This window comes from Candidatus Omnitrophota bacterium (genome assembly GCA_034717435.1).
Classification (GTDB): Bacteria; Omnitrophota; JAUWXU01; order JAUWXU01; family JAUWXU01; genus JAYELI01.
Genome location: JAYELI010000027.1, coordinates 1 through 12,877 on the forward strand (window position 1 = coordinate 1; position 12,877 = coordinate 12,877).

At 43.3% G+C, this 12,877-nt stretch carries 15 protein-coding genes; 9 read left to right on the top strand and 6 right to left on the bottom strand.

Annotated elements, in window-relative coordinates; genetic code table 11:
• The 6 genes from U9Q08_01940 to U9Q08_01965 form a co-directional block, all read left to right on the top strand.
• Window positions 1-2,041: cobaltochelatase subunit CobN (locus tag U9Q08_01940; GenBank protein MEA3328491.1), on the top strand; the 2,041-nt coding region annotated here is incomplete at its 5' end.
• 146 nt (window positions 2,042-2,187) lie between these two features.
• Window positions 2,188-2,967, top strand: a complete 780-nt coding sequence (locus U9Q08_01945) for a radical SAM protein (protein ID MEA3328492.1) — start codon at window positions 2,188-2,190, stop codon at window positions 2,965-2,967.
• Window positions 2,964-3,842 (top strand): ARMT1-like domain-containing protein, encoded by an 879-nt coding sequence (locus tag U9Q08_01950; GenBank protein MEA3328493.1) that lies wholly within the window; start codon window positions 2,964-2,966, stop codon window positions 3,840-3,842. Before U9Q08_01945 ends, U9Q08_01950 begins: the two co-directional genes overlap by 4 nt.
• Window positions 3,843-3,898: 56 nt before the next feature.
• Window positions 3,899-4,369 (top strand): peptide deformylase, encoded by a 471-nt coding sequence (def, locus tag U9Q08_01955; GenBank protein MEA3328494.1) that lies wholly within the window; start codon window positions 3,899-3,901, stop codon window positions 4,367-4,369.
• Entirely contained in the window at window positions 4,366-5,034 is a 669-nt protein-coding gene (locus tag U9Q08_01960) for a YggS family pyridoxal phosphate-dependent enzyme (GenBank protein MEA3328495.1), read from the top strand. The genes def and U9Q08_01960 overlap by 4 nt, the downstream gene beginning before the upstream one ends.
• 2 nt (window positions 5,035-5,036) lie before the next feature.
• Complete coding sequence (locus U9Q08_01965) at window positions 5,037-5,828, top strand: inositol monophosphatase (protein MEA3328496.1); 792 nt, start codon at window positions 5,037-5,039, stop codon at window positions 5,826-5,828.
• Window positions 5,829-5,843: 15 nt separating this feature from the next.
• Here U9Q08_01965 and U9Q08_01970 read toward each other — a convergent pair whose 3' ends face one another.
• Genes U9Q08_01970 through U9Q08_01980 form a run of 3 tightly spaced genes read right to left on the bottom strand, consistent with a single transcriptional unit; the run spans window position 5,844 to window position 7,359 of the window.
• On the bottom strand, window positions 5,844-6,347 hold the full coding sequence (locus U9Q08_01970) for a hypothetical protein (GenBank protein MEA3328497.1): 504 nt from the start codon (window positions 6,345-6,347) through the stop codon (window positions 5,844-5,846).
• Between the two features lie 21 nt (window positions 6,348-6,368).
• Window positions 6,369-6,818 carry a zf-HC2 domain-containing protein gene (locus tag U9Q08_01975; GenBank protein ID MEA3328498.1) on the bottom strand — a complete coding sequence of 150 codons (450 nt, stop codon included), beginning with the start codon at window positions 6,816-6,818 and terminating at the stop codon, window positions 6,369-6,371.
• Entirely contained in the window at window positions 6,736-7,359 is a 624-nt protein-coding gene (locus U9Q08_01980) for a sigma-70 family RNA polymerase sigma factor (protein MEA3328499.1), read from the bottom strand. The genes U9Q08_01975 and U9Q08_01980 overlap by 83 nt, the downstream gene beginning before the upstream one ends.
• Before the next feature lie 259 nt (window positions 7,360-7,618).
• Here U9Q08_01980 and mgtE point away from each other — a divergent pair, with 259 nt between their 5' ends.
• From mgtE to U9Q08_01995, 3 genes are read left to right on the top strand one after another with little or no spacing between them, the layout of a single operon-like run.
• Window positions 7,619-9,031, top strand: coding sequence for a magnesium transporter (mgtE, locus tag U9Q08_01985; GenBank protein MEA3328500.1), 1,413 nt, complete (start codon window positions 7,619-7,621; stop codon window positions 9,029-9,031).
• Between the two features lie 21 nt (window positions 9,032-9,052).
• Window positions 9,053-9,400: a histidine triad nucleotide-binding protein gene (locus U9Q08_01990; GenBank protein MEA3328501.1), complete on the top strand. Its 348-nt coding sequence runs from the start codon at window positions 9,053-9,055 to the stop codon at window positions 9,398-9,400.
• A 30-nt stretch (window positions 9,401-9,430) separates the two neighbouring features.
• Entirely contained in the window at window positions 9,431-10,237 is an 807-nt protein-coding gene (locus U9Q08_01995; protein ID MEA3328502.1) for an alpha/beta hydrolase, read from the top strand.
• Window positions 10,238-10,249: 12 nt separating this feature from the next.
• Here U9Q08_01995 and U9Q08_02000 read toward each other — a convergent pair whose 3' ends face one another.
• The 3 genes from U9Q08_02000 to U9Q08_02010 all read right to left on the bottom strand — a co-directional run bounded on the left by U9Q08_02000 (window position 10,250) and on the right by U9Q08_02010 (window position 12,536).
• Window positions 10,250-11,299 carry a hypothetical protein gene (locus U9Q08_02000; GenBank protein ID MEA3328503.1) on the bottom strand — a complete coding sequence of 350 codons (1,050 nt, stop codon included), beginning with the start codon at window positions 11,297-11,299 and terminating at the stop codon, window positions 10,250-10,252.
• Window positions 11,296-12,240, bottom strand: coding sequence for a hypothetical protein (locus U9Q08_02005; GenBank protein ID MEA3328504.1), 945 nt, complete (start codon window positions 12,238-12,240; stop codon window positions 11,296-11,298). Before U9Q08_02005 ends, U9Q08_02000 begins: the two co-directional genes overlap by 4 nt.
• Window positions 12,241-12,335: 95 nt before the next feature.
• Entirely contained in the window at window positions 12,336-12,536 is a 201-nt protein-coding gene (locus U9Q08_02010; GenBank protein MEA3328505.1) for a cold-shock protein, read from the bottom strand.
• Window positions 12,537-12,877: the final 341 nt, after the last annotated feature.

Consider the following 12,877-nt stretch of genomic DNA (forward strand, 5'->3'; position numbering starts at 1 on the left):
AGTATTTCGTTATCTTAAAGATAAAAAGATGCGGGAAGCAATAAAAGAAGAACAGAAAAAACTCAAACAGCAGATAATATGGAAATGTTTGAATGAGGCTTATTGGCAGGACTTATTTATGGCCATCGATAAAGATACGCTAAAAAACAATATCGGTAAGCGGGATAAATCAGGCTTGCTTGATTTTAAGGAGCATTTGGAGTTTTATCTTAAAGCGGCAAAATTGGCTGATGATATTGCCTTTGTAAAAAGCCAAAACGGGCAAGCCATTGCCGCTGTATTAAAAAGCAAAAAGTCCCTTGAGTTTATAAAAGGGAGCCTTGAGAAAATAGAGAAGAAAATAGCCCAATTAGATGAATGGGAAAAAAAGTATGTGGAAGCTGTTCGTATTTACAAGGATACTTTATTTTCCATTAGCGGCTACTATAAAGGAACTAAGGATTCGCCGGAGGCAGAGCTTGAGGCGGTTGTCAACGCATTGTCCGGCGGGTATATTTCTCCTTCTTCCGGCGGGGACCCCATTTCCAATCCTCAGGTTATCCCTACAGGAAGAAATATGTTCGCTATTGATGCTGAAAAGACTCCCACAGAAGAATCGTGGGAAGTCGGGGTTAAGCTTGCCCGGGCACTTATTGCCGCCAAGTTAGAGCAGACTGGAAAATATCCTAAGAAGGCGGCCTTTAGTCTCTGGGGAGGTGAATTTATCCGGGGAGGGGGCACAATGATTGCCCAGATCTTGTATCTTTTGGGTGTAGAGCCGGTGAGGAATTCCAGGGGTGTGGTTCACGATGTGCGGCTTATCCCGATGAAAAAGTTAAACCGGCCCAGAATAGACGTAGTTGTTCAGACCTCAGGACAATTCAGGGATGTTGCCGCATCCCGGATATACCTGATCAATAAAGCGGTAAAGCTGGCCTCTGAAGCAGATGATGGAGGCCAATACCAAAACTATGTCCGGGAGGGAACAGTTAAGGCAGAAAAGATAATGAAAGAAAGGGGATTAATTCCCCTTGAGGCCCGTTTATTTTCAACAGCCCGGGTTTTTGGCGGGGTAAACGGTAATTATGGGACAGGTATAATGGGCTTAGTAGAGTCAGGCGATAGGTGGGAAGATGAAAAAGAGATTACTAAGCAATATTTAAATAATATGGGGGCTTTTTACACTAAAGATAACTGGGGGGCCTTTAAGCCGGGGGCTTTTGAAGCCGCTCTTCAAAACACTGATACCGTGGTCCACCCCAGATCTTCAAACGTGTATGGGCCGTTATCCTTAGACCATTTTTATGAGTTTATGGGCGGATTAAACGCAGCCGTGCGCCAGGTTACCGGCTCTGATCCGGATGCCTATTTCAGCGACCTGCGCAACAAAAATAATCCCGTTGTCCAGAATCTTAAAACAGCTATCTGGGTAGAAACCCGGACCACCATCTTTAATCCCAAATATATCAAGGCGCTTCAAAAAGGCGGCGCTTCTTCAGCGGAAAAATTTGCCGAAACCTTCCGCAATACCTATGGCTGGAACGTGATGAAGCCAAAGGCAATAGATACCGAAATTTGGGAAGGGCTGTATAAGATATATGTAAAAGACAAATATAAATTAGGGATAGAAAAATTTTTCAGAGATAAAAACCCCTATGCTTTACAAGAGATGACCGCGGTGATGCTGGAGACCATACGCAAAGGATACTGGAAACCGGATAGAAATATAATAAAAGACATTGCCAACCTGCACGCCGGGCTTGTCAAGGACCACAAAGCAGGATGCAGCGGGTTTGTCTGCGACAATGCGAAGTTAAGAAAAATGATAACCAATATTATAGACGCTCAATTTAAACAGGCCTATACTCAGCAGATTGATTTAGCCAGAACCGGCCGGGTCAAGGAAAGTAAAGAAGGCATAAAACTGGAAAAAGAAAAAATTACCCTGCAAAAGGTCAAAGAAATAGTCAAAGAAAACATGGCCGCGGTGATAATGATGCTGGTGATTGTTATATTGTTTTCTTTGGCGGTTGTTTTGGGAGCGGCTAAGCACAGACTTTAAAATTAGAGACTTCTAAAAAAAATAATTGAATTGACGAAACCGGTAAGTGGGCATATAATAAGCAAGGAAATTGTGCTCACTTTTGTTTTATATTTGAGTCATAACCCATTCACACCTGCGAGGTGTGAGTGGGTGCTTTGTATGGTATGGAAAAGAAAAATTTTAAATATATCTATGGGCCGGTGCCTTCCTGGAGGTTGGGGAGTTCTTTGGGGGTAGACCTGCTTTCCCGGCAAAAAAAGATATGTAATTTTGACTGCATCTATTGTCAGCTGGGGGCGACAGAGAGATATACAACGAAAAGGGAAGTATATGTCCCCGCAAAAGAGGTTATTAGAGAAATAAGGTCTTTGCCTTTCGTTCCGATAGATTACATTACTTTTTCCGGCCGGGGCGAACCCGGCCTGGCGGCTAATTTAACCGAGGTTATCAAAGAAATAAGGTTAATACGCTCTGAACCCCTGGCAATACTGACCAATTCTTGTTTAATGGGCAATCGGGATTTTAGGAAAGAATTACTGCCAATAGATTTTGTATGCCTGAAGATGGATGCTTGTTCGCAGGCTTCTTTGCGGGAAATAAACAGGCCGGCAAAAAATGTAGAGTTCAAAGATATTCTGCGCGGCATAAGACAATTCAGAAAGGAATATACCGGCAAGCTGGCATTGCAAATAATGTTTGTAGAGCAGAATAAATCTTTGGCTAAGGAGCTCAGCAGGTTTGCAAAGGAGGTCAAACCGGACGAAATTCAAATTAATACTCCTTTAAGGCTGTCTGCTGTCAGGCCGTTGACCAGAAAAGAACTTTTTGACATAAAAGGGTATTTTAAGGGATTGAATACGGTTTCTGTTTATGATAAAAAACACAAGCAGGTTTTATCTATCAGCACAAAGGATACTTTAAAAAGAAGGGGTAAGCAAGTATGAAGACCTACTTAGACTGTATTCCCTGTTTTTTTAAGCAGGCCCTTGAAACCGCAAGGCTTGCCGGGGCGGACGAAAAGACGCAAAAAAAGATATTGATGGAACTTAGCAGGGTAATATCCGATTTTTCTTTAGAGTCCTGTCCCCCGCTTATGGGCAGGATCATTTACGGGTTGATCGCGGAATCAACCGGCGTAAATGACCCGTTTAAAAAAATTAAACAAAAAAGCAACGCTCTTGCGCTTTCTCTTTATCCGGGCTTAAAGAAAAAGGTGGAGTCCTCAGATGACAGGCTCCTGACTGCCGCGGAGCTGGCCATTGCCGGCAATATTATTGACTATGGAGTAAAGAATTCTTTGGAGATCGAGAAAGAGGTGGAAAAATTTTTAAACGGAGATTTTGACATTCATAATGACCACAAAAAACCTATATTTGACTACCCGGATTTTAAAAGCGCTTTGGGCAGGGTTGAAGAGGTTCTTTATCTGGCTGATAATTCCGGAGAGGTTGTTTTTGACCGGGTGTTAATTGAAGAGCTTGGCAAAAAAGTCATTTATGCGGTAAAGGAAAAGCCGATAATTAACGATGCTTTAATAGAAGATGCCTGCGCCTGCGGAATTCAGCAGATAGCTAAGGTCATGTCGAGCGGTTCGGACGCGCCGGGGACGATTCTGGATTTATGTTCAAAGGAATTTCTTGACCTTTACAGCCGGGCAGAATTGATTATCAGCAAAGGCCAGGGAAATTTTGAAGCGCTGAATAGAGAGAAAAGGCCGATATTTTTTCTGTTCAAGGCGAAATGTCCGGTGCTGGCCCGGGATATCGGATGTAAAGTCGGGGATACCATCTTGAAAAGCACAAACAACACAGGCCTTTAAAAGGTAGGTTGATTTGCATACAAACACAAAAAGTATTATTCAGTTAATGGAGTATTATGGGAATTTTAGAGATTAGAAAATATCCTGATTCAGTATTGAGAAAAAAGTGCGAGTCCGTTAAAGAAATAACTTATCGGGAAAAAGCTCTTTTCCGGGACATGCTTTTTACTATGCATACTTTTAAAGGGATTGGCCTGGCCGCCCCTCAAATCGGCATAGCCCGGAGGCTTATGGTTGCTGAGATTGGCGAGGCTGTAATTAAGCTGGCTGACCCGGAGATTGTTAAAGTTAAGGGGTCTAATAAAATGGTTGAAGGTTGTTTAAGCCTGCCCGCCCTTAGTGTAGAAATAAAAAGGCCGTTTGAAATAGAGGCCAGAGGTTTAAATGAAGAAGGCAGAGCCGTAGAGGTTAAAGCTAAGGGCTTAATGGCCAGGGTCATTCAACACGAGATAGACCACTTAAACGGGAAGTTAATTATTGATTATGCAGGGTTGCTGCAACGAATGAAGCTGCTTATCAGAAGATGATTAAAGAAAAAACAAAGAAGATATTAAGCCGGCTGCCTGAAGGCGTAGAGTTGGTGGCTGCCGCTAAGGGAAGGAGCCCGGAGGAGGTTTTAGAGGCAATAGAGGGGGGTATAAAGATAGTCGGTGAAAACTATGTCCAGGAGGCGCTGGAAGCTTTTAAGGTGATTGGTAGAAAAGTAAAATGGCACTTTTTGGGCCATCTTCAGAAAAATAAGGTGAAAAAGGCGGTAGAGATATTTGATATGATCGAAACCGTGGATTCCTTTGAGACGGCAAAGGAAATCGATAAGAAATGCCGGCAGGCTTCCAAAATAATGCCGATACTAATCGAGGTAAACAGCGGCCGGGAAACAGAAAAGTATGGTGTGCTTCCGCAAAATACCCTGGCTTTGATAAAGCAAATCTCCGGCCTTTCTGTTTTAAAAATAAAAGGGCTTATGACTATGGGCCCGTATTTCGATAATCCTGAGGACTACCGGCAATGTTTTAAGGTTGTAAAAAAATTATTTCAGGAGATCAAAATCCTTGATTTAGCCGGGATTGAGATGAAGTATCTTTCTATGGGAATGACCGGTTCTTATCAGGTTGCTGTAGAAGAAGGGGCAAATATAATAAGGGTGGGAACAGGGATATTCGGGAAGCGAAGCAGGAAAGGAGAATTCTAAAGATGGCGCTTGATCTTGGGGGCAGGAAAGAGTTGTTGATTAAAATGGCCAGGCAGGCAGGTGCGATACTCGGGGATAATTTTGGCAGGCCCCTTACGGTTAAAAACAAGGAGGATTGGAGTTTGGTAACTGATATTGATATCCAGGCCGAAAAAAAGATTCTTGAGTTGATCAAGAAGAATTTTCCCGAAGATGACATTCTTTCCGAGGAAGATGAGGCTGTTGGTTCTGATCCATGGGCTGTTGCTTTGGCTGAAGGGTTCAGATGGGTGATCGACCCTCTGGATGGGACGCACAACTATATCAAAAAAATACCCATTTTTGGGACATCCATTGCTGTAGAGTTTAAGAATGAGGTTGTCTTAGGGGCTGTATATATGCCTTTGGCCGGAGAATTTTATTTTGCTGAAAAAGGCAAAGGCGCTTATTGTAATGACAGGAGAATGGAGGTTTCTAAAAGGCCTTTAAATCAGGTTACCATGCTTTATGACAGCACTATCCGTTATAATAAAAAGCTGATGATTGAATCTTTGGGCAAGATCGCTGATAAGGTTTTTAATATCAGGATGCTGGGGTCTACTGCCCGCAGTCTTTCTTATCTCGCTGAAGGCAAAGTGGATCTGGAAATAGAATTCAGCGATAAGCCCTGGGACTTTGCCGCCGGCCTGTTATTGGTAGAAGAGGCAGGGGGCAGGGCAACGGATTTAAGAGGCGGGAAATGGAACATTAAGTCGTCAGGATATATTGCTTCCAATGGTTTGATTCATGACGAGGTCCTGAACATAATAACCTGATCAATCCTTGATTTTTTACTGTCTTTCTTCAACTCCTCGGTGTCTTTTATGTTTTTTCTGCCGTTCTTGTCTTTTTCTTTGAGCCTGCGCCGACAGTTCCTCAAATTTTTCCTTTTGTTCAGGGCTGAGGAGACTTGAAATTTCAGAGCTGCTCTCTTTTTTTATCTGCCTGAGGCGGTTTTTGAATGCTTTGCTGGTTTCTTTTGCGTTTTGCCTGGCTTGTTCCAATATCGTCTTGATCTGTTGTTGCTGTTCTTCGGATAGGTCCAATTGTTTGCTGAGCCGGCCTAAAATCCCGGGTCCTTTCCGGGAAGCGTTTTTTGATTTTCTGCCTTTCCTCTGCGGGTGCCGGTCTGCCTGCCCTCTGCCGAACGGCCGGTATTCTCTCGCAAAATGCGACCTTACTATCTGAGGGAGATGTTTAGCGGTGTATCTTTTTTCCATCGCAACTCCCGCAGCTGTTCCTAAACCTGCGCAGCTTACCGCCAAGATTGCTATGTAAATAGCTGCTTTTTTCACTTTAACGCACCTCCTTGAATTTTATGATCCATTGTTAACCAGCCAGCTGGTAAAATCAAAGTCTTCCTCTAACATGGCTATCTCTTGATAGCCCAGGTCTTCGAATATATACTCGTTGAGATAATCTGAGCCGTTGGCCTTTCCGAACAGCAATGCGATGATCAAGACCATAATCGCTATTGGAGCGGGGATTACTCTTCTGGCCATTTCTCCGGCTTGGCTTACCCACTGCACGGCTGAAGGAGCGGGATTTATCTCCGGCCGGTTTTTAAGCCTGAGCCAAAAATCTTCCCCGGCGGGTAAGGCCTCTTTTCGCAGGATAAGATTTTTTATCAGGATCAAAGAGTCCAGCTCCCGGCTGCAGCTAGCGCACTGGTCAAGATGTTCTTTAAGCAGGCCAATGATCCGCTGGTCGGTTAATTCTTTGTCCAGATACCTGCCCAGGATCTTTTTTACTTTTTGACAATTCATTTTTATCCTCCACGAGCATTTTTTTCAACAAGCGCCGTGCCCTGAACAACCTTGATTCAACAGTTCCGATACGGCATCCCAAACTTTTAGCAATATTCTTGTAAGAAAGGCCTTCAATATCTTTCAGTATGACAACACTGCGGTAATTAAACGGCAATTGTTCTATCGCTCTTTTTAATAGTCGCTGTTTTTCTCTGCAGCCTAAACCGTTTGACGCTATATTGCCGGAAACATCCGGGATCCGGCCGAGATCCAGAGGGATGTATCTTTTTTGCTTCTTTAGGTAAGTATAAACCGTGTTTACCGTGATGCGGTATAGCCAGGTTGAAAATTTCGCTTTTTTTCTGAACGAAGAAAGATTTTTATATATTTTGATAAACACTTCCTGGCTGATGTCATCAGCGCTGTCAATACTACCGGTCAGCGAATATACGATGTTATTTACCCGGTTCTGATGCTTCTTAACCAGCATTTCAAATCCCCTTTGGTTTCCGGAGATAAACATTTCTATTAGTTTGGCGTCTTCCATTCCGATTTCCATAGATTAGACACTGTGACTTCCCGGTTTATTCCCTATTTTACACTATTCTTTAAGATAAAGTAAGATATTTTATATAAGACACGGATACACGCGGATTTTGTTACGGATTCACACGGATGCGCGGCGGTAACCCAAGCTTGTTCCTCGTCTTCCGGCTCACTGACTATGAGCTGTCAGCTATGAGCTTATTTAAGCAAAAGAGGGTTGTCATTTCTTATTTTAAAGGGTATAATAAACCGGAGTTTTACCGGAGGCAGGAATGAATAGGATAACCAGCTACAATCGGTCCAAGTCAACTTTCGATATATTCGCCCTTTTCTTGCCCGAAGTCCAGGAGCTGCTGCAGTGCAAGGATTTTTCTTCTTTGAAAAACCTGCTCAAACAGATACACTCCATGGATTTAGCCGAGGGCTTCAAATATCTTGACCCGCAGGAAAGAATATTGCTGTTTAAGCTCCTGACCTTTAAAAAGGCCAGAGAGGTTTTTGAACATCTTTCATTCAAAGAACAGTCCTATCTCTTAAGCAACCTGGAGAGTGATGAAGTAGCTCAGATTTTGAATGAGATGGCGCCTGATGAACGCACAGAGCTATTTAATGATTTACCTCCCTGGCAGATAAAGAAGTTCTTCTCATTGATGAAGGAAGAAGAGGTAAAGGATGTAAGAAAACTACTTGCCTATAAAGAGGACACAGCCGGTAGCCAGATGACTACCGAGTTTGTAGAGCTTAAAAAAGAGATGACTGCCCGCCGGGCGATTATTCACCTCCAACAGGGGCTTAAGGCAGGCCAGACCCGCAATATTTATTCAGTATATGTTACCGATGAAACCCATAAATTAGCCGGAGGCGTGACACTCCAGATCTTGATTACCGCTCCCCCTGATATTCTTATCCGCGATATCACAACTAACGCGGACCTGATCAAGGTAGGGGTAAATACGGATGTAGAAGAGGTAGCCAAAATGTTCACCAAATACGACCTTCTGGATATGCCGGTGGTAGACAGGCAGAATCGTCTTGTCGGGATTATTACCGTGGATGATGTGGTGGATGTTATTCACCGGGAGGCTACCGAGGATATCTATGGAATGGGTAAAATCGCCGGGGCGGAAGAAGCAGCCCAGATAAATTATGCCCAGGCTTCTATTTTCAACCTGGTTAAGCGGCGGGTAGTCTGGCTGTTTATTCTTCTTTTAATCGGCGCGTTTGTCTCCGGAAGACTGCTTAAGGGATATTCTTATATGCTGCAGCAGCTGATCGTGCTGGCCGCGTTCCTGCCGATGCTGATGGATTCAGCCGGTAATGCCGGACAACAGTCTTTGTGCCTGATCGTAAGAGGCCTGGCTATCGGAGAGGTAAAGACCGGGGAGATATTTAAGGTGGTTCGCAAGGAGATAGCCGTAGGATTTTTGATGGGCTCTTTAGTCGGGATAAGCGGTTATTTTGCCGCTTTTTTACTTGAGGGATTTGATCCGCTCCTGGGCCTGACGGTTGGGCTTTCCATGCTGACGGTGGTTACTGTAGCTACCATGGTAGGCGCGACATTGCCCCTTATTTTTAAGCGTTTGGGGTTTGACCCGGCAGTGGCAGCCAGCCCGTTTATTACTACCCTGGTTGATGCCACGACCCTGATAGTATATTTTGAGATTTCCAGGCAATTGATGTTTTAAAAAAAAAGGAAAGGGGGCAGAGTGAACAAAGATTGTCTTTTTTGCAAAGTAATCGATGGAACGATAAAAAGCGAGATAGTCTACAGGGATGAACAAGTCGTGGCGTTTAAAGACATCAATCCCCAGGCGCCGGTCCATATTTTGGTCATTCCCCGCCGGCACATTGAAAAGATATCGGATCTAAGCGAAGAAAACAAACTCATAGTCTCAAACCTGGTTCTGACAGCTAACAGATTAGCCCGGAGTAATAAGATAGATCAAGGCGGCTACAGATTAGTGCTTAACTGCGGCCCTGACGCCGGACAGGCTGTTTTTCATATTCATCTCCATCTTTTGGGAGGCAGAAAGCTGAACTGGCCTCCGGGATAAGGAGATGTATTGATGCCGGTGAGAAACATAATGAATTACATTTTAACGGCAATAGTTATAGCTCTGTTAGTTATCCTTTACTGCCGCTGGTTTGAGAGGCATAATGCGTTTTTTCCTGCAGGGGAAATAAAATCTACGCCCGATTCTATCGGACTGGATTACGAAGATATTTATTTTGAAACCAGCGATGGCCGGAAAATAAACGCCTGGTTTATCCCCGCCGCCCGGCCAAGAGCCACAGTCTTATTCTGCCATGGCAATGCCGGCAATATCAGCCACCGCCTGGAGATAATCAGGATATTTAACCGCTTAAACCTCAATATGCTGATATTTGATTATCGGGGTTTCGGCAGGAGCAGGGGCTGGCCTTCCGAACAGGGAACATATCTGGATGCTCGGGCGGCATACGATTATTTAATTTCCAGAAATGATATAGCTCATAAAAAAATCGTAATTTATGGAAAATCTTTAGGCGCGGCAGTTGCCATTGATTTAGCTTTAAAAGTCAAGCCCCGCGCATTGATCTCAGAAAGCGCGTTTACTTCTGCCCTGGAAATGGGCAAACTGATGTATCCTTATCTTCCCATTAAGCATATAATTACGATGAGGTATGATAATGTTTCCAAAATCAAAGAACTTACTGTGCCCAAGCTGATAATCCACAGCATTGATGATGAGATTGTACCGTTTGAGTACGGCCAAAGGCTGTTTAAGCAGGCAGCCGGGCCCAAGGAATTTTATCAGATGCGCGGCAGTCATAATGATGCGTTTTTAATGTCTGAGCAAGAGTTTGAAAAAAGGATTGGCCGGTTTATCTGCGCTTGCGGGATAGAATAAAATTCAGTGTGGTCAGATCTTTTCCGAGAGGAACTTTGTCAGATTAAAACCTTTTTCATGGGCCGGGAAGGAATGGGCTTCCAGGACATATATTTTTTCAAATCCCTTTGAAAATAAAATATCCACACCCGCATAGTTTAATCCCAGAGTCCGCGCGGTCTTTTTAGCCAGAGACAACATCAGTCTTATTTTACTTTTGGGAATGTGCTGGTAAAAGGACTTCTTTTTTTCGATCCTTCCTCCCTGTGACCAGTTGGTGACTATCGAATTTTCCCCGACGGATTTTGCGTAGAAATAAGGCGTCCGGCCGTAGATGGTATAAATACGAAAATCAAACCTTCTGCCTTCGTGGGTTGCGGGCTCTATTGCTTCTTCGCAGATCACATCTTTGGAAAGAAGCTTCTTTAAAAACCTTTTTTTATTGCTGATGCGCGAAAACCTCCAGTTGTAATCATAGGGGCGGCTGATGATCCGGTCCTGCCTGAATAAAAAATTTGTCACGACCTGGCGGCCGGATACATAAGTTATTCCTTTACCCATGGCGCCGAATCTTGGCTTGAGATAGAGAGATTTTCCTTCTTTTATAAGATCTTCTATTGCCCGGGGATTGCTGACAGCGAAGGCGTTAGGGACCGGAATGTTATTTTTTAAAAGCAGGCTTTTGGTTTTTGCCTTATCCCTGTCTAAAATACAACTTTGAGGAGGGTTAACGTATCTGATTTTTTTATTGCGGTATTTTTTGGTTAATATTTTTTCCACTGCGATAAAAAACTTGCTGAACTGACTGCCGAACTTCTGGTCGCCATAGGCTCTTTTGTCCTGGTCGTAAACCTCTATTTGTTTGTTCCAATGTTCAAAAGGGAAAAACAACATTATTATTAAGTATTTTTCGTTTATTTCGGGAAGCTTGCCGGTCAGGACATTTTGGTAGGCAATAACTTTCAGGTTAAAATTTCTTTTAGCGTTTGGTTTTTCGGCGTGTTTAATAAACTGTTTAAGTGAAGGATCCAATTTGCCTCTTTTGGTTTTTCTATCGCCGATAATCAAGAGAGTTTTTTTCATAAGAAATTAGGCTTTATGACTGCCTGCTTTATATAAGGAGGAAATCTATCAACAGGAACGGAGGCGATCTTAAGCAGGATGGGTAAAACCTGTTGAGAATATTTCTTTGCGCTGGATATAGGAGCAAGTCCTGGATAGCCAAATATGCTTAGGTGGGTTATGCCGTTTACAACATAGGCCGGCTTGTCGATTAATGTAGGCCGGCAGGTTTCGATCGGATTGGGATAATCTACTGATAAATCTAAGACCAGGCCCGCCTTATTCATCAGGGAGAGCATGTCCCTGGTAATCAGGTAGTGTTTTTTATCCCTTTTTTCTTTAGGCCAGGAAATGCCGTTTAATATTATATCTTTATTCCTTACGAAATGCTTGATATATTTATATTCCGATCTCCTTAATATTTTCACTTTTGCTCCGAGGCCAAATGCTACTTTCAAGGCGCCGCTGGAAATATCTCCGTAGCCCAAGGTCAGGACGCTGCATTCAGCGGGGATTTTCTTGGCAAGGTGAAAAGCCATCAACATTCCCTGTTCGCCGGCCATGTCTGTGCAATGGATCAGGCGCTGGCCCGCCCCGTTTTTTATAAGTTCCATAGCTATAGCCAGGCAATTGTTTTTTTTCAACATTCTGATATACTGCGGATTCTGTTCGGCATGCAGCATAGAGAATAAGATGTTATTCCGCAGCATGTTGAACTCCCGGGGCAGGGGCGGTTTTAATTTGACCACTATGTCCTGCCGGAAGATATTTTGCCTGTTTTTGGTGATTACTGCCCCGCTCTGCGCGTATGCCGGGTTGCCGGCATGGATCCTTGCTCCCAGGTCTTTTTCTACCAGAACCCTGTGGCCGGCATCAACTATCTTTTTGACTTCGCGCGGCAGAAGGATGGCCCTTATTTCTTTACCTTTAGCAGCTATTTCTCTGGGTATTCCGATGTTCATAATTTAAAGGTTAATAAATGTTAACACTGGAAGGTGAATATAGAAAAGGATAAACGAGGCCCGGCTGTAGATACCGGGCCTCGTTTATTTCTTGGTCATGCTTTTACTACGTTTACAGCTTGTTCGCCTTTGGATCCTTGTTCGATTTCAAACTCGACTTCCTGGCCTTCGTCCAGCGTTTTATAGCCTTCACCCTGAATCGCGCTGTGATGCACGAATACATCGTTACCTGATTCAGGAGTAATAAATCCATAACCTTTCTGGTTGCTGAACCATTTTACTTTTCCTTTTGGCATTACTTACTTATCCTCCTTTCGCTAAAATTATAGCAAATGATTTGGAGCAAAAAAAGCCGTAAGGCGAGTGTTTCTTTGCCTTACGGACTAAGATGCTTACTCCCTTATTATTTACTACAAAAATAAGTATACATTAATCTTTTTTGCTTGTCAACTAAAAAACTATAACGTGTTATTTAAAAATTAAAAGTGCACAGTTTTAGAGCGATTTAAATTTTAAAAGTGCACACCTTAACCGAAATTAAAAATAATAACGCTAAAAAGGTCATTCTGAGGCCGAAGGCCGAAGAATCTCAGAAAACACGGTTTTATGGGAGATCCTTCGGTCGCCCTTCGGGAAT